Consider the following 15,155-nt stretch of genomic DNA (forward strand, 5'->3'; position numbering starts at 1 on the left):
ACTGCATTTATTGTAGTAAAAGCTCAACTTGAGGTGCTATTTGTGCGCCAGATCTCACCGTCTTATCATAATTGTAAATATCTGTTCTAAATTGTGGTTTACCGTCATCCGCAACCCATGCGGTCAGGTAATACAATTGTACCGGGATACGTTGGCGAATATTAACGTAAGTGGTGTCCCCCTGCTTCAAGGTAGAAGAGACCCGCGCATTATTCCAACCCGCATCCTGCAATAGCATATTCGCTAAATCAGAGGCTTTATTCACACGGACACAACCTGAGCTCAACGCGCGGATATCTTTCTGGAACAAGCCATGGTTCGGCGTGTCATGCAGATAGATAGCATCAGAACTTGGCATGTTGAATTTGAAACGCCCTAATGAATTACTGGCACCTGGTGCCTGACGCAAACGATAAGGGAAGTTATTCGCTGAAATCATGTTCCAGTCGATCATCGAAGGGTCGACGATTTGCGCCTCATTACTCCAACCAGACAATACGGTATAACCATGGCGCTGGAAATAACCAGCATCATGGCGCGCTTTTGGCACGATATCCTGACGTACCAAAGAGGTTGGTACGTTCCATGGTGGATTGACAACCACATTATTCAACGCACTGCTCATTAACGGTGTTTTGCGGCTCGGACGGCCAACAATCACCCGGGATGAGAGCACCTCCGTGCCATCCTTATAATAATTCAGTGAATAGTTTGGGATGTTTACCATGATGCCGTTATCGACACGTCCTGGCAAAATACGTAACCGCTGAATATTCAATGCTAATAATGTGGCCCGCGTTTGTGGTGAAACATTCAACCATTCGCGGGTTCGGGTACCGATAACCCCATCATCATTCAACCCATGCCATTGTTGAAAACGTTTGACTGCCGCTACCAACTCTGGCGTGTACACATTGTCTATTATGGTCGCGGTAGTCGCCAGCGGTGCGGGTGAAGATGCGGCAACACCGCCGGTGATGGCAACATCCGCTACAGGTGCCGCTGAGGGGCTGACCACCAGACTATGAGCCTGAGCACGGCTCTTTTCCTCATCAACAGAGAGGTCGTCATTCACTGCGGCTATCGCTGGATTATCAACCGGAATAACCTCCGGGCCTTTTACCGGTATCGATGCTACCGGGTGCAGCATGCCAGTTCTGTCGAGAATTTCTCGCAGAGCAGGAATATCGTCGCTGAGCTGACCCGGACGCAGGCTTGGGCCATTGGCCATTTGTGGCCATGGTTGCCGATCAGTCAGCATCTTTTTCAATGCCTGTTGCATTTTGTCGTATTGAGGATGTTGGGGAGCTAAAGACGCCAGATAGGATGCAGTGGTGCCTTCGTGTACCGCTTGCTGCCAGCGATTTAAAATCGTCGCCGGCGGCATCGCCATCTTGTATGGCACATTGCTGTATAACCAAACATTACCGTTAGCACCCACGCCGGAGATAAAATGTAAATACCCCAGCATGGCATCCGATAAAATAATATCGCGGGCCACACCGGTAATTTCAGGGTCACTTAGCCATTTTACCCATTGCATAAATTGTGGCTGAATACCGGAGAGTGCAACTTCTGCCAATTGTTGCTGAAAACGCTGCACCGCCACTTTGTCCTGCCACATGGGCTGCATCGCGTTAGAGGTATAGAGTAATGCCAGCTCAGAGGGATAGAGTGGAGTGACCGTTTTAGGCAAAGCCGCCAATAATGGTGAGCGGCTTTGTGCTACCGACATCGTTGTACCCTCTATCGGTAGCGCTGAAGATGAATCTACAGGCACAGCAGGTACTGTCGCTGATGTGGTCAATACTGGCATCAAGCTGCAAATGAAAGCGCAGTATAATGCGAATGAACGGTGCGAATTTCGTTTCCCTATCGACATGCTATGCCCCCGGTATGCTTATCTAAATACGTCATAGTCTGTCGTTACCCTTCGTCCTTAAAGTTACAGCAACGTTAGGTTGCTCTCGGTGCTCGGCCTATTTATATTATGATTCAAACAGAATGCCCCTTAAGTGGTCAATGATATAAATTTAACCATTTACGTTACGCTAACAGATTTCCTACCGTTATAAAATATAACCCTAAGCTGTGGCAAAAATAAAAATGGCCGCTTTTCAGCGACCATTTAATAAGATTAATTATTACTGCGTACTATCTGAACAATAATTAATCGCCGAGTCATTGTTCAGCAGGGATCGGTGGCAATGTTGGTATTTCATTTGCAAAACCACGTAAGCCAACCACATGTACATGTTCATGATTTTGGAAGACTTTTCGCACCAACTTATAGGTTGTTCCTTTTTCCGGACTGATATTTTCTGGTGCTGCAATAATTAATTGCATTTCCAACCGTTCGCACAATTCGAATAATGTGGCGATAGATTTCGCATCCAGGCGCGCGGCTTCATCAAGGAACAACAAACGGCAAGGAGAAATATCTTTGCCACGTAGACGCCGCGACTCTTCTTCCCAGCTCTGTACTACCATTACCAGTATCGACATACCGGTACCGATAGCCTCACCAGTTGACAACGCACCGCTCTCAGCCCGCAACCAACCATCTGCACCACGGTAAACTTCCACCTCCAGCTCCAGATAGTTACGGTAATCAAGTAACTCTTCGCCAATGGTCTGTGGCAACCGCTGCCCCATATCCATTTGTGGATTGAGTCGCTGGTACAGTTTTGCCAGTGCTTCAGAGAAGGTCAGACGATTGCTGTTGAACAAGTCCTGATGTTGCTCCTGCTGCTCGGATAACACATCGAGCAAGGTCGCATGGGCTTCACGCATATTAACATTCAGTCGCACACTCTTTACCTGACCAAATGACACCGCTTGCAGACCCTGATTCAGCATACGGATACGGTTCTGTTCGCGCTGAATGGTTTTCCGGATGATATTCGACACACTTTTTGAACTGATGGCCAGTTTCTGCTCACGGGCGGTCAGTTCTTCCGTCAGACGCCCCAACTCAATTTCCATTTGCTCAATAGCTTCAACCGGATCATCAGTACGGATGATATCCTGACGGATACGCTCACGCAGATGTTGATACACCGCGATATAGAACTGGATCTTACGTTCAGGACGTTTCGGATCTTCGGATAAACGCAATACATCGCGCAGATGCTCGTTATCGGCCACCGCCAGACGCAATGCTCCCAACGCCTTATCCGACATAGAACGCAGCTCGTCACCATCCATATAGGCCAGTTCACGACGATGCAAGCGGCGCTCAACGCCGTTATCTTTCACCATCCGCATCACCGTACACCAGCCTGCTTTGGCATTAACTACCTGCTCGCGGATCTGATGATAATCTCGCTCCAGCTTGCGTAATTTCTTCTGCAAACTGTCCATCTCGGCCTCACAGAAGGTGAGTTGTTTCTCCAACTGGTTACGCCGTAAACGGTTAGTACTTAACGCGGCATGCAGCTCGTCACGGCGGGTACGGGCGCGGGCTTCTGCACTCGCATCGGCCTGAACACCAATATCCACCAGCTCCTGGCTTAATTCCTTAAGCATGTCACGTTTGGCATCGTAGGAACTTTTTAACGACGCGAGTACTTGATTATACTGAGTAAACTGCGCTTGATACTGACGTAATTGCTCACGGGCACGGGTACGTTCCGCCTCAGCCTGTTCCAACCGCTGGCGTAACTTATCGTTAAGATCTGAGTTTTCAGTCAGCATGCCCGCAGAATCGGTATAGCTGAAGTGCGCACGGCGCTGAACCACTTCTGTCAGTGCAAAAGCTTGCTGTTTAGCCTGCCGCTGACGGCTTTGAGCCAATAGATAATTTTCCTGCAACTGTTGGTGTTGTTGCGGATCACTTTGCAATACCGCCAATAACGGTTCCAGCGTGGTCAGGGAGGCACCGTGTTTCTGGATATGGCGAGCGGCCTCTTGTGCTTCGGCTAACTCTTCGGTGATCTCTTCAACCCGATCAGTTAACGTATCATCCAGTAGTAATGAAATCAGGGGGATGAGGCGATTAAGCGCCGATATGCCCTCTTTAGCCTGTTCGAATTGCTGGCGCTGCTGCTGATTTTGGTCTTCGTGCGCATTCAGGGCGCGCTCAATTTCACCACGGCGGGTATTCAGCAAACGAATTTCAGCTTCTGGATCAGCATCAAATGCCACTGCCAGATGAGAACCGATAAAGCGGCTGAATGCCTGATGTAAGCGTTGTGTCTTTTGCACATCAAATGACAAGGTAGCATAACGCTCAGCCAGGCTGTCGCGCTCTTGATACAGTGCTTCCAATCGATTTTCACGGGCAGCACGGCCAAACAGCGGGACTTCCGGATAACGGGAGTAACGCCACTGGCGATCGGCGATTTTCACTACAACTGCTTTATCATGCTCTTCGACGGCAAATACGCTGTCATCAAATGACTGCGGATCCCCCTCAATGAGATACAGATCTTCCGGGCAATCGTCCAATCCCACCAGTTGGTCACGTACCAATGACAAGTCTGGCACCACAATACCGTGGCGCGACGGGCCATATAACGCGGAGAAGTAAGGCGCATCATCAAGGGTAACATCATCATAAATCTCGGATAACAGTACCCCGCCAAAACGTTCAGCCAGAGCAATCATCCGCGCATCTTCAGCACCACTCGGCTGGCTTAAGCGTTCGATTTGCGCGTCAACGGCACGTTTGGCTGCCGCCACTTCATCACGCTCGACCGTGGTTTCACGCTCACGCTCCAGTAGCTGCTGCATGTGTTCGGTCACCTGACGACTGTCTTCAAGTGCCTCACCGCTCTGCTCACTGAGCTGACTCAATGCATCCTGTGCCGCCAGCCAGACTGGAGCACGAGCCGTCAGTTCCTGAACTTTCAGCCTTAGCTGCTCCAGTTCTTGGCGCATTTCCATACGCCGCTCACCGGCATCGCTGACATTGAGAGAAAGCTCTTCAACCTGTGATTCCAGCTCACGCTGTAATTCTTCCAGTTCTTCTGGTTGATATGCCTGCCCCTGACGTTTACAGAATTCCTGCAACAAGCGCTCAGCGTCTTGCTGGGCGCGTAAACGTTGCTCTAACTCGGACAAGCGTATACGCAATGGCTGCACCCGCTCGGCCAAATGTTGCTGGGATGGCCAGTCACGGAGTAATTCACGGGCGGTTTGCCAAGCCTCACTGCGGCTAACCTGGCCGGCAATGGCCACCACCAACTGATATGCCTGCTCAAATTGGCTGTGGGCGGCATCGGCAACACTCAATTTTTGCTCAAGCTGCAATAAAGATTCAGTGGCTTCCTGTTCTTTGGCATGGAAGGTTTCCAGCCACTGCTCGGCGTTGTCTGCCGTTAACTCAGGTAATTGGCACAGTGCGCGCGCACGTTCTAAAGCCTGTAACGCCTGCTGATATTGGATAGCACGGGTTTGCTGCACATCCAATGCTTGCTGGTAATCCGCCAACTGGCTTTTAAGTTCGTCCACTTCCAACTCGGCAGCTTCAGCACGCGCTTCGTTATCAGCCTGTTGTTCGCTGGCTTCGGCGACGACCTCATTTTGCTCTTCCAGCCGGTACGTCAGCTCTGCCAGATCATTTTGATAGCGCTCGATTTTTTCCTGCTGACGCATCGCCGTCTGTACCAGACTCAGGTGATCACTGGCTGCCTGATAATCTGTCTCAAGATCGGATTCCGCACCACTTTGCTCCGCCAACTCACGCGACATTTCCACATGACGATACTGCTCAGTGGCCAGTTGTTTGCGGCTGGTCAGCAAGTCACGGCGCAATACCAACGCACCATCGAGATGGATGCGCCGCTCATTGGCATGGCGCATATAGTCAGCTGCAACGTAGGAAGTGGCTTCCGAGATAAGATGCTTAAACAGATCACGGTCAGACTGGGTAACACGGATGGCCTCAAGGGTCATCCGGTTTTCGCGCAACGCCGATTCCATGTCCTGGAAGGCTTTACGTACCCCGCTGTTTTCTGGCAATAAGTAATCGCGCAGTGAACGGGTAATGGCGCTGGAGATACCGCCGTACAATGATGCTTCAATCAAACGATAGAATTTGCTGCGATCCGCTGAGGAACGTAAGCGTTTCGGGATCACCCCCAAATCAAACATCAAGGAGTGGTAATCGGTGATGGAGTTAAATTGCTTAAACTGCACCCCTTCCATCTCTTCAACCCGTTCTTTCAGCTCTTGCAATGACAGCACACGAGCCTGACGGTCACCCACCACTTCGGTGAGGATCTGCGTTGGCTGGATAGCTGTCGGCAGCCCCTGGATGGTAAAAGGCTTGATATCAACTTTACGGTCACGCCCTGCCACTTGTTGCAAGCGCACACCGACAACCACTCGTTGGTGGCGGGAGTTAACAACATCCAGGGTTGAATAACACACCCCGGCGCGCAATTTACCGTGCAAACCTTTATCACGGGAGCCACTGGTGGCACCGGCTTCGGTGGTGTTACGAAAGTGCAATAATGTCAGATCTGGAATCAATGCGGTGACGAAAGCGGCCATAGCGGTAGATTTACCGGCCCCATTACCGCCGGATAACGTGGTGACCAGTTCATCAAGGTCGAAGGTTCGGGCAAAGAAGCCATTCCAGTTAACCAAGGTCAGTGAGCGAAATTTACCGCGTTCAATCATTCCTGTTCATCCTCTGCACTTTCCGCTGCATTGCCCATGGTGACGTCGGTTTCATCGGTTTCATCATGGAGTGACAGACTGTTTTCCACCGCCATGGCTTCGCCATCACGGATCATGCGTAACTGGGCTTCACGTGGATCATCGCCACTGCGCACATCGGCACCAAAGCGGAACACGGCTTCAGTGATACGAAACTTGCTGCTGTCATTGCCCATAAAGTAGATCATGCCCAACCGACGCAGCCGGTTGAGTGATGTTCGTACTTTCTCCTGTAACTTCTGTTTATCCAAATCTGAACCGGTCGAGCGCTGGTTAACAAACTTCAGCAATTTGCTCTCATCGGCCAGACTCAGCAATTCTTCGTATAACTCATGCTGCGCGAAAATGCCTTCATGGGCCAAACGTTCTGGGCTGAGATACAGATAACAGAGAATTTTGCCTACCATCATATCCAGCTCAGATAACACCGAACGCGGGATAAGCGTGGTGGAACGGGGGCGCAGATAGAAGAAACCTTCTGGTGCCCGAATTAATTCCACGTTATAGCGGGTATAAAACTCTTCCAGTTGCTCCTGAAAATCCATCAGAAAAGCATGATTATCGAGTTCGTCAATACCGATATGACGACCAGCACGCAACTGACTGTCCAGAGCCGGAAACAATGAGTTGGCCAATGCCTGAGCCAGTTTAACCGGCATTATTACTTCAATATTTGTTGATGACATGTGCCTGCACCTTGGCTCCGTAATCATTGATTGCCAGCCATTCCGCTGGTAACCCTGAGAAATCGGCTTCGGCCACACCAAGGCGAACTGCCTGGTCGACCAGGATACGAGCCACGTCAAAATGACGAGCACGCGGATATTGCGCGAGGTAGTCGCGCATCACTTCCCCCAGATTGAGCGGCATTTTTTGCTGCTGATACACCAGCAACGCCTGCTCAATCATGGCGGCTAATTGTTCACGGATCTCATTAAACTCTTCAAATTCCAGATCCGGTGGCAGCTCCCCGGTAACCTCTTCGCTACGCAGCGTCAATTCTTCATCACGCATATCCAGCAAACGATCCGCGTTGGCGTAGGTAAGCGTCCAAGGGCTATCAAAATAATGTTGGACTGATTGGCGCAAACGTTGGGCAAAGACCCGATTTTTATCCATATCAATGGCCGTACGGATAAACTTATGCACGTGCCGGTCATAACCGATCCACAAGTCAATCGCCTGCTGGCCCCAACTGATAATACGGTCAAGTTTACTTTGTAAATCAAACACCAGTTTATCAACCAGATCGAGACCCGCATTCCCGATGGTGGCCTCCTGAATCCGCAATAAATTGGCCTGAAGCTTATCGCCTGCCGCTTCCAGCGTATCTTGTAACTCGCGCAATGTACCAGAGGTTTCTGACAACAGCATTTCACAACTGGCAATGGCGGCGCGCCAGTCCTGATTCAGCAGCGCTGCGATGTCTTCTTTTACGCTATGCTGCTGTTCATCCATCAAACGCTGTGTCATATCAATGCTGTCGAAAATTTCAGCGACTGAATATTTTAGCGGGGCAAAGACGTTACGATGCCAGTGGAATTCATCCCCCCCCTCTTCTGCCGCTTCTGCTGCTCGTTGCAGCTCTTGTGCCACAATCGACAATTGCATCGACAGCCGCAGGGTAGAGAACTCGCGCTGACGGATATAATAATCGGTGATACCAATGCCCAAAGGGGTTAGACGGTAAATGGCATTGCCATCAGCCATCTCACTGGTAAAGCGGTTCAGTAACCGCTGGCGCACCATATCATTGATGGCGTTATTGGCGCGTACCGCCACGGTTTCGTGAGTCTGTTCAAAGCCTTTGCTCACGTGGCGAAATGCGTCAATCAGCTCCCCTTCGCTCATTTCACCGTCCAGCCGCTCACCGTTTAACGTGGCAATGGCCATAAGAAAAGCCAGACGCTCCGTTGGCAGAGTAATCGAAAAGTCATTTTTTCGCGCCCAGGCGACCAGTTCGGGTACTGTCTGGGAAAATTCACTCATAATGGGTCCTTCAGATTCGGCTTAAACGCCATGACATGCACGTAGCGCCCCAGACTGATAAAGGGCTCCTGCCGGCAATAGCGCTGCTCCAACGCTAATAATTCAGCAAACTCATCGATCTGTTGCTGTTTATTTTTCATATAATCGTGAAACACCCGCACTCCTGTCTTACCACTAATGGATAAACCCATTTGCTCCAGCCAGGCATAAACCGTTGGCGGATCTAAAGGGTATTGCGGTGACAACGAGCGCTGTCGACGCCTTTTCATACCCGGTATCGCCAACTGAAAGTTGCCTAACACCGCATTACGCATCACTAATCCATTGGCATTGAAAAACATCAATGAGAGTGCACCGCCAGGGTTTAACGCATTAAAAAGTATTTGCAGAACTTGTTGAGGCTCTGCAATCCATTCTAAAACCGCATGGAACAATATCAGATCAACCGGTTGTTCTAAATGTTGGGTGATGTCCTGTGCCGCACTTTGTACAAATTGCATGTTGTGACTCACACCTTTTTCCTGAGCCGCGACTTTTGCACGTTGGATCATCTCAGCAGACAGGTCACATAATAGAACCTGATGGCCTAATGCCGCCAGTTGGCAAGCCATGTGCCCTTCGCCACCACCCGCATCTAAAATCCGTAACGGTCGTGGTGGTAACTGCGCTAACAGCCCAATGATATCTTGCCAAACCACCGCCTGACGAATCATTCCCTTCGTCGTGCCATAGATATTGCGGGAAAATTTCTCAGCAATATCATCGAAATTGCGATCCTGCATGGACAACTGCTCCGCTATAACTATTGATTTACCGGCCTGGAGAGACTCGTAAAACAATAGTCACAGTAAAAAGAATGCCTATCAATCTGCTATTTTGGCACAGCCTGACTTAGAATAAATCTTCTTGACCCGTAATCATCGCCAAATGCCGTTTTTTCAGTCAAAAGGTCCCTATTTTTATGCTTTTTACCTTAAAAAAGTTTGTTGGCGGCTTATTAATGCCACTGCCCTTTCTGCTCATCGTTATGGGGCTGGCATTAATCTTATTGTGGTTTACCCGCTGGCAGAAAAGTGGCAAAACACTTTTTGCACTGAGTTGGCTGGTATTATTGCTTATTAGCCTACAACCGGTCGCTGACCGCCTGCTATTGCCACTGGAAAAACAATACGCCACTTATCAGGGAAACGACCCCGTAGATTACATTGTTGTCCTTGGTGGCGGCTACACGTTTAATCCGAATTGGGCGCCGAGCGCTAATTTATTCGCAAATAGTCTGCCCAGAGTCACCGAGGGGGTCAGACTGTATCGCGCTCATCCCCATGCGAAAATGGTATTTACCGGCAGTGCGGGCCCCAACAGCCAAAGCAGTGCACGAACGGCGGCACTGGTAGCGGAAAGTTTAGGTGTCCCAGCGGCGGATATTGTTGCATTAGAGCAACCGAAAGATACGGTTGAAGAGGCGGCAGCAGTTGCTACCCTAGTGGGGGATAAACCTTTTCTACTGGTAACCTCAGCCAGTCATCTGCCCCGCGCGATAAAATTCTTTACCGCCATTGGGCTGCATCCCATCCCCGCGCCTGCCAATCAGTTAGCCATAACCACACCATTACACAGTTGGGAGCGCGTTATTCCAGCAGCAACCTATTTGGGCCACACTGAACGTGCCTGGTATGAAACATTGGGGCTGATATGGCAAAAGTTAACTGAGGATAACAATGCTGAATAATGTTGCTGTTAATAGCCCATTGTCACCCGTCAATATCCAATAGATTTCGAGATGCAAGACGGCGGCAAATGAAAGAATCCTGATGAGCTTACATCGGTAAGTGATTCGGGTTATTGACGCAGCTAACACACTTGTAACTTGAAAGATGAAGGATATCAATTAAGCCAGGGGAGCAGTTGCCTGGCAGCATTATCAAATAAAACACGGTCCAAATTACCGGTATGAATAAAGCGGGCCACCCGTTCCCAAAGGGTATAGAGCCAACGGCGAGCCACAAAGGATTCAGATACCGGAGCTTTATTGAGATAGCGATAAAATAGCTGGCTCGGTGTGCCCTCTTCACTGAGGCGGAATAAATCATATTCTCGCGGTGCCCACAGCATCGGGCCGGGGTTGAGCATCGCCAACAACTGATCGCTGCGCGCATCTTTTAGCATACTGCGCAAAGTAAGGTTGCCGTGAACCAGTACCGAACTGTCGTCAAAACCGGCAAAAAGCGCATTTAAAGAGGCTCTGGCACGATAAAGTATCGCGCGGTCTTCCAATGTTATAAGCGGTGAGTTCAGATTAGACAAGGTGGCCCACAGCACCTCAACCCGTTGTTGATACCAACTGAACCAATCATTTTCCTGTGTGCTATCAACATTACCGACACAGCCATGGCTATCAATACGGTGCCATGCCAACACACCTTCAACGATTTGGTCCATCAGGGCATCCCACCGTTCACCGGTTCGGGTTGGTGCCTCGACCGAAACACCCCGCAGACGCTCCATAAGCAGAATTTCTTTATACGGAGATTGGTGGGTCATCACTAAACCGTACACCGTCGGCACACGAATATCGCCTTCGCGCGCCAGCATTGACAGCTTATAAGCCTCCTGTTGTGCAATTCCCTGACAAATATAACTCTTCGCCAACAGGGGGATAGCCTGATCCTGTTGGTTATACATCGCATACAGATGGGCATAGGGCTGTTCGCTGATACGTTCGAGGCGAGTGATCGACTCCCCTAACACGACACTTAATTCAGCTTTCAGTTGTTCCATCAGGCTCTGTCCGGTTGTCTGGCGAAATTGAGTTATCATAATGGGATGGTAGGCTGGATATTTCCAGAATGCAGATCAAATAACAGCCACAATAAAAATAAAATAGCTGAAGTCCGAAGGGTATAGAAATAACAACGCCAGACTCATTGAGCCTGGCGTAATAAGCCGTTCAGTTGTTAATTTTATTACTGGTGCAGCATGATAGCCCGCACACGGTCCAAATCTGCTTGAGTATCAACCCCAACCGTAGGCACAGCTTCTGCCACCGCGACGTGGATCTTTTCGCCGTACCACAGCACGCGAAGTTGCTCTAACAGTTCGATTTGTTCGAGTTTACTCGGTGCCCAGTTAACATAACGACGAATAAAACCGGCGCGATAGGCATAGATACCAATATGGCGTAAAAAACAATCACCAATGATTTCTTTTGACTGAGCAAAACGCTCTCTTTCCCACGGGATAGCGGCGCGAGAGAAATAAAGCGCATAACCCTGCGCATCCATCACCACTTTAACCGCATTAGGATTAAAGGCTTCTTCACTACTTTCAATCGGCACGGCCAACGTCGCCATACCTGCGCTGCAGCCAGCCAGATTATCGGCAACCTGACGAATAATCACCGGAGGTATCAGTGGCTCATCACCTTGCACATTGACGATAATCTCATCATCGGCAAAACCATAACGCTTAATAACTTCAGCTAAACGTTCGGTACCAGACTGATGGTCAGCACGGGTCAAGCACACTTCACCACCTGCGGCTTCAACCGCTTTCACCACTTCGGGATGGTCTGTTGCCACAATTACCCGTGAGGCACCGGACGCCTTTGCTCGCTCCATCACATGAACAACCATCGGTTTACCCGCAATATCAGCCAGCGGTTTACCGGGTAAACGGGTTGAAGCATAACGGGCGGGTATTATCGCGATAAAACTCATGCATGCTTCTCATCAATTGACAGTGGGCGGGCTTCATTCTCCAACAACACCGGAATACCGTCGCGCACCGGGTAAGCCAGATTGTCCGCTTTACATACCAACTCAAGATTTTCTTTATTGAAGTACAACTTACCGTTGCAGACCGGACAGGCAACAATTTCGAGTAAACGGTGGTCCATACATCCTCCAAAATGGAGCTTAACCAGCAGGAAAGTGGTCGAGGATACCATATCCGTTGATGCAGGTTAACTGTGCTGATGCTGTCATTAATATCAGAGATTAATGCCAAGCGGGTATGTTAATCAGCAACGATATAAGTCAATGCGCATGCTAGCCATGGTGATAAATGTTGGTTTTGTTATTGATATGTTGAATATCGAGGAGTAGAATTTTGTGACCAACATCACATAAATATGACTATCGAGTAAGAAATGAAAGTATTTCATAAGATTATTGCGCTGTTCGCTAACTTCAGCAACTAAGCCGCAAAAAATACAAATAGCAGCACCTGCAAAACCGCCCGACAATCAAAACATCGGTTGAATAGAGGCAAAAAATCTAACGGCTACCCTTGGGTAGCCGTTTGCTTAGAAAGCGATCACATCTGCTGCTGACGGCCCGTGAATGCTACGATAAGTAGAAAATTCAACGTGTTGCCCTTCACTTAGTGATTTATTTTTGGTGTTAGCGATAGCAGTTTTGCTGACATACACATCCAAACTACCATCGTGTGGTGAAATGAAACCGTAGCCTTCAGACTGATTGAACCATTTCACTCGACCCATTTTTAACGTCATAATAAATTTCCTTTTACTGGGCATCCTAACAACTCATTTTTATTTATTGTTTAGATGCAGTTGCCCATCCTAAAGTTTTCTGATTAAACCTCTATGAGCTTGATTGTATGAAAAAACCCGCATAAGTGCGGGCTTTATAAATTTGCTATCCGGATAGATGATTAACCCAAAGGCATTCAAACTATTAGAAATAACGGACCTGCATCAAAGCATTATTTATGGGAGTTACTATCAGAGATTCTAGGAGGTTCGTCTTTGAAGCGGCATCAAAAAGATAACGTCTTGGGAGGAACTGCTTTGCTTTACTCTCGTATACTCTTATACATAAATAGGCGTGTATCACAGGCAAGCGGTCATTTACTCATAAAAAAACCTACCACGCAACTACTTTATTCGGCGTTATACATTAATATCCAGCATCAATGAGATGTTACGCATAAAAAACCAATATTCTCCGCTGCTTACCGCCTAAATCCTCAATATCAATCTAGACTCAAAACAGCATAATCATTGATTCGCAGCCGTAATGATCTGGCCGTTTACTGCCTCGCCAGGCGAGAAGGAGCTAGCTAAATATGACCCACCAACCATTTGTTAATCCCGATGAGATCCGCGCCAGATTCTCCAATGCCATGTCGGAGATGTATCAGACCGAAGTGCCATTATACGGTGCCTTATTACGGTTAGTTGCCGACACTAATAACCAGATGTTGAGTCAGCAACCGGAACTTGCCCGACATTTGCGTCAAACCGGGGAAATTGAGCGCCTGAGCATGGAGCGGCACGGTGCAATCCGAGTAGGAACCGCTGCTGAACTCGCTACTTTGCGCCGCCTATTTGCGGTGATGGGCATGGTACCTGTCGGTTATTATGACCTGGCATCCGCAGGTGTACCGGTTCACTCCACGGCATTCCGTGCTGTACATGAAGCCTCGCTACAAGCCAGCCCCTTTAGAATTTTCACGTCATTATTGCGTTTGGAGTTGATTGAGCCGCCAGAACTGCGGCAGCAGGCTAGCGATATTCTGGCAAAAAGAGTGATCTTTACGCCAAGGGCGATTGAGTTGATGGTTCAGCATGAGACATCCGGTGGGCTGACCCGTCATCAAGCAGATGATTTTATCATTCAGTCATTAGAGACGTTTCGCTGGCATAATCAGGCAACCGTTAGTGCTGAAGTTTACCAACAACTGCATGATCAACATCGGCTAATTGCTGATGTTGTCGCTTTCAAAGGGCCACATATTAACCATTTGACCCCACGGACATTGAATATCGATGCCATACAAACTGCAATGCCACAGCACAACATTACCCCCAAAGTCGTGATCGAAGGACCTCCTCCACGCAACTGTCCGATACTGTTACGGCAAACCAGCTTTAAAGCACTGGAGGAGAAAGTCGCGTTTTTATCGGCTGATGGTCAGGTGATTCAAGGCCATCACACCGCCCGCTTCGGTGAGATAGAACAACGGGGTGCAGCACTAACCGCTAAAGGACGGGATCTTTATGATCGTTTGTTACAGGCGGCTCAGGATCAGTTGCAAGTTCCTACCAATGAAAAGAATTCCGCACAGTACATGGCCATTCTAAGTGATAAATTTAACCAGTTCCCTGATGATTACCCAACAATGCGCGCTGAGAGATTAGCCTTCTTTCGTTATTTCCCCACAGAGAAAAGCCGAAGTGCGCCTACAGAGTCACTCCAAGGTTTAACATTAGATGAATTGATTGGCGCGGGGTTTATCCAATATGAACCTTTAGTTTATGAGGATTTTCTACCGGTCAGTGCGGCGGGTATTTTTCAATCTAATTTAGGGGATAAAGAGCAAGCTCATTTTGCGGGTCACGCCAGTAAACAGGATTTCCAGCGGGATCTAGGAATGGCAGTGATTGATGAACTGCAATTGTATGAAGAAACTCAGCAGCGCTCGATTGCTACATGTGCAGCAACCCTTAAGTTGACGCTACTGAGTCGATAAGATTG

11 protein-coding genes are annotated in these 15,155 nt (G+C 48.8%); 2 read left to right on the forward strand and 9 right to left on the reverse strand.

Features of this window, described 5'->3' with window-relative positions; all coding sequences use genetic code 11:
- Positions 1 to 7: 7 nt before the first annotated feature.
- The 5 genes from ldtD to cmoM all read right to left on the reverse strand — a co-directional run bounded on the left by ldtD (position 8) and on the right by cmoM (position 9,437).
- The gene (ldtD, locus tag AEP37_RS03185) at positions 8 to 1,882 is read right to left on the reverse strand and encodes a L,D-transpeptidase (protein ID WP_049609731.1); all 1,875 of its coding nucleotides are present in this window, start codon (positions 1,880 to 1,882) and stop codon (positions 8 to 10) included.
- Positions 1,883 to 2,181: 299 nt separating this feature from the next.
- Positions 2,182 to 6,627 carry a chromosome partition protein MukB gene (gene mukB / locus AEP37_RS03190; RefSeq protein WP_049609734.1) on the reverse strand — a complete coding sequence of 1,482 codons (4,446 nt, stop codon included), beginning with the start codon at positions 6,625 to 6,627 and terminating at the stop codon, positions 2,182 to 2,184.
- Positions 6,624 to 7,352: a chromosome partition protein MukE gene (mukE, locus tag AEP37_RS03195; protein ID WP_049609736.1), complete on the reverse strand. Its 729-nt coding sequence runs from the start codon at positions 7,350 to 7,352 to the stop codon at positions 6,624 to 6,626. Before mukE ends, mukB begins: the two co-directional genes overlap by 4 nt.
- The gene (mukF, locus tag AEP37_RS03200) at positions 7,333 to 8,655 is read right to left on the reverse strand and encodes a chromosome partition protein MukF (RefSeq protein WP_049609739.1); all 1,323 of its coding nucleotides are present in this window, start codon (positions 8,653 to 8,655) and stop codon (positions 7,333 to 7,335) included. The genes mukE and mukF overlap by 20 nt, the downstream gene beginning before the upstream one ends.
- Positions 8,652 to 9,437, reverse strand: a complete 786-nt coding sequence (cmoM, locus tag AEP37_RS03205) for a tRNA uridine 5-oxyacetic acid(34) methyltransferase CmoM (RefSeq protein ID WP_049609743.1) — start codon at positions 9,435 to 9,437, stop codon at positions 8,652 to 8,654. The genes mukF and cmoM overlap by 4 nt, the downstream gene beginning before the upstream one ends.
- Before the next feature lie 179 nt (positions 9,438 to 9,616).
- Here cmoM and elyC point away from each other — a divergent pair, with 179 nt between their 5' ends.
- Positions 9,617 to 10,384 (forward strand): envelope biogenesis factor ElyC, encoded by a 768-nt coding sequence (gene elyC, locus AEP37_RS03210; protein WP_049609747.1) that lies wholly within the window; start codon positions 9,617 to 9,619, stop codon positions 10,382 to 10,384.
- 155 nt (positions 10,385 to 10,539) lie between these two features.
- Here elyC and AEP37_RS03215 read toward each other — a convergent pair whose 3' ends face one another.
- From AEP37_RS03215 to AEP37_RS03230, 4 genes are all read right to left on the reverse strand, one after another.
- Positions 10,540 to 11,433 carry a YcbJ family phosphotransferase gene (locus AEP37_RS03215; protein WP_049609751.1) on the reverse strand — a complete coding sequence of 298 codons (894 nt, stop codon included), beginning with the start codon at positions 11,431 to 11,433 and terminating at the stop codon, positions 10,540 to 10,542.
- A 185-nt stretch (positions 11,434 to 11,618) separates the two neighbouring features.
- Positions 11,619 to 12,371 carry a 3-deoxy-manno-octulosonate cytidylyltransferase gene (gene kdsB, locus AEP37_RS03220; RefSeq protein WP_049609753.1) on the reverse strand — a complete coding sequence of 251 codons (753 nt, stop codon included), beginning with the start codon at positions 12,369 to 12,371 and terminating at the stop codon, positions 11,619 to 11,621.
- Entirely contained in the window at positions 12,368 to 12,550 is a 183-nt protein-coding gene (locus AEP37_RS03225) for a Trm112 family protein (RefSeq protein WP_004700032.1), read from the reverse strand. The genes kdsB and AEP37_RS03225 overlap by 4 nt, the downstream gene beginning before the upstream one ends.
- 408 nt (positions 12,551 to 12,958) lie before the next feature.
- The gene (locus AEP37_RS03230) at positions 12,959 to 13,168 is read right to left on the reverse strand and encodes a cold-shock protein (protein WP_025378781.1); all 210 of its coding nucleotides are present in this window, start codon (positions 13,166 to 13,168) and stop codon (positions 12,959 to 12,961) included.
- A gap of 575 nt (positions 13,169 to 13,743) precedes the next feature.
- Between AEP37_RS03230 and hglS the strand changes: the two genes are divergently transcribed.
- Complete coding sequence (gene hglS / locus AEP37_RS03235; RefSeq protein ID WP_049609759.1) at positions 13,744 to 15,150, forward strand: 2-oxoadipate dioxygenase/decarboxylase HglS; 1,407 nt, start codon at positions 13,744 to 13,746, stop codon at positions 15,148 to 15,150.
- Positions 15,151 to 15,155: the final 5 nt, after the last annotated feature.

The organism is Yersinia pekkanenii (assembly GCF_001152565.1).
In the GTDB taxonomy this organism is placed as follows: domain Bacteria; phylum Pseudomonadota; class Gammaproteobacteria; order Enterobacterales; family Enterobacteriaceae; genus Yersinia; species Yersinia pekkanenii.

What these genes read in the sequence shown, in the direction of transcription:
- ldtD (WP_049609731.1), bottom strand. Translation starts at nt 1,882, where the DNA reads ATGTCGATAGGGAAACGAAATTCGCACCGTTCATTCGCATTATACTGC.
- mukB (WP_049609734.1), bottom strand. Translation starts at nt 6,627, where the DNA reads ATGATTGAACGCGGTAAATTTCGCTCACTGACCTTGGTTAACTGGAAT.
- mukE (WP_049609736.1), bottom strand. Translation starts at nt 7,352, where the DNA reads ATGTCATCAACAAATATTGAAGTAATAATGCCGGTTAAACTGGCTCAG.
- mukF (WP_049609739.1), bottom strand. Translation starts at nt 8,655, where the DNA reads ATGAGTGAATTTTCCCAGACAGTACCCGAACTGGTCGCCTGGGCGCGA.
- cmoM (WP_049609743.1), bottom strand. Translation starts at nt 9,437, where the DNA reads ATGCAGGATCGCAATTTCGATGATATTGCTGAGAAATTTTCCCGCAAT.
- elyC (WP_049609747.1), top strand. Translation starts at nt 9,617, where the DNA reads ATGCTTTTTACCTTAAAAAAGTTTGTTGGCGGCTTATTAATGCCACTG.
- AEP37_RS03215 (WP_049609751.1), bottom strand. Translation starts at nt 11,433, where the DNA reads ATGGAACAACTGAAAGCTGAATTAAGTGTCGTGTTAGGGGAGTCGATC.
- kdsB (WP_049609753.1), bottom strand. Translation starts at nt 12,371, where the DNA reads ATGAGTTTTATCGCGATAATACCCGCCCGTTATGCTTCAACCCGTTTA.
- AEP37_RS03225 (WP_004700032.1), bottom strand. Translation starts at nt 12,550, where the DNA reads ATGGACCACCGTTTACTCGAAATTGTTGCCTGTCCGGTCTGCAACGGT.
- AEP37_RS03230 (WP_025378781.1), bottom strand. Translation starts at nt 13,168, where the DNA reads ATGACGTTAAAAATGGGTCGAGTGAAATGGTTCAATCAGTCTGAAGGC.
- hglS (WP_049609759.1), top strand. Translation starts at nt 13,744, where the DNA reads ATGACCCACCAACCATTTGTTAATCCCGATGAGATCCGCGCCAGATTC.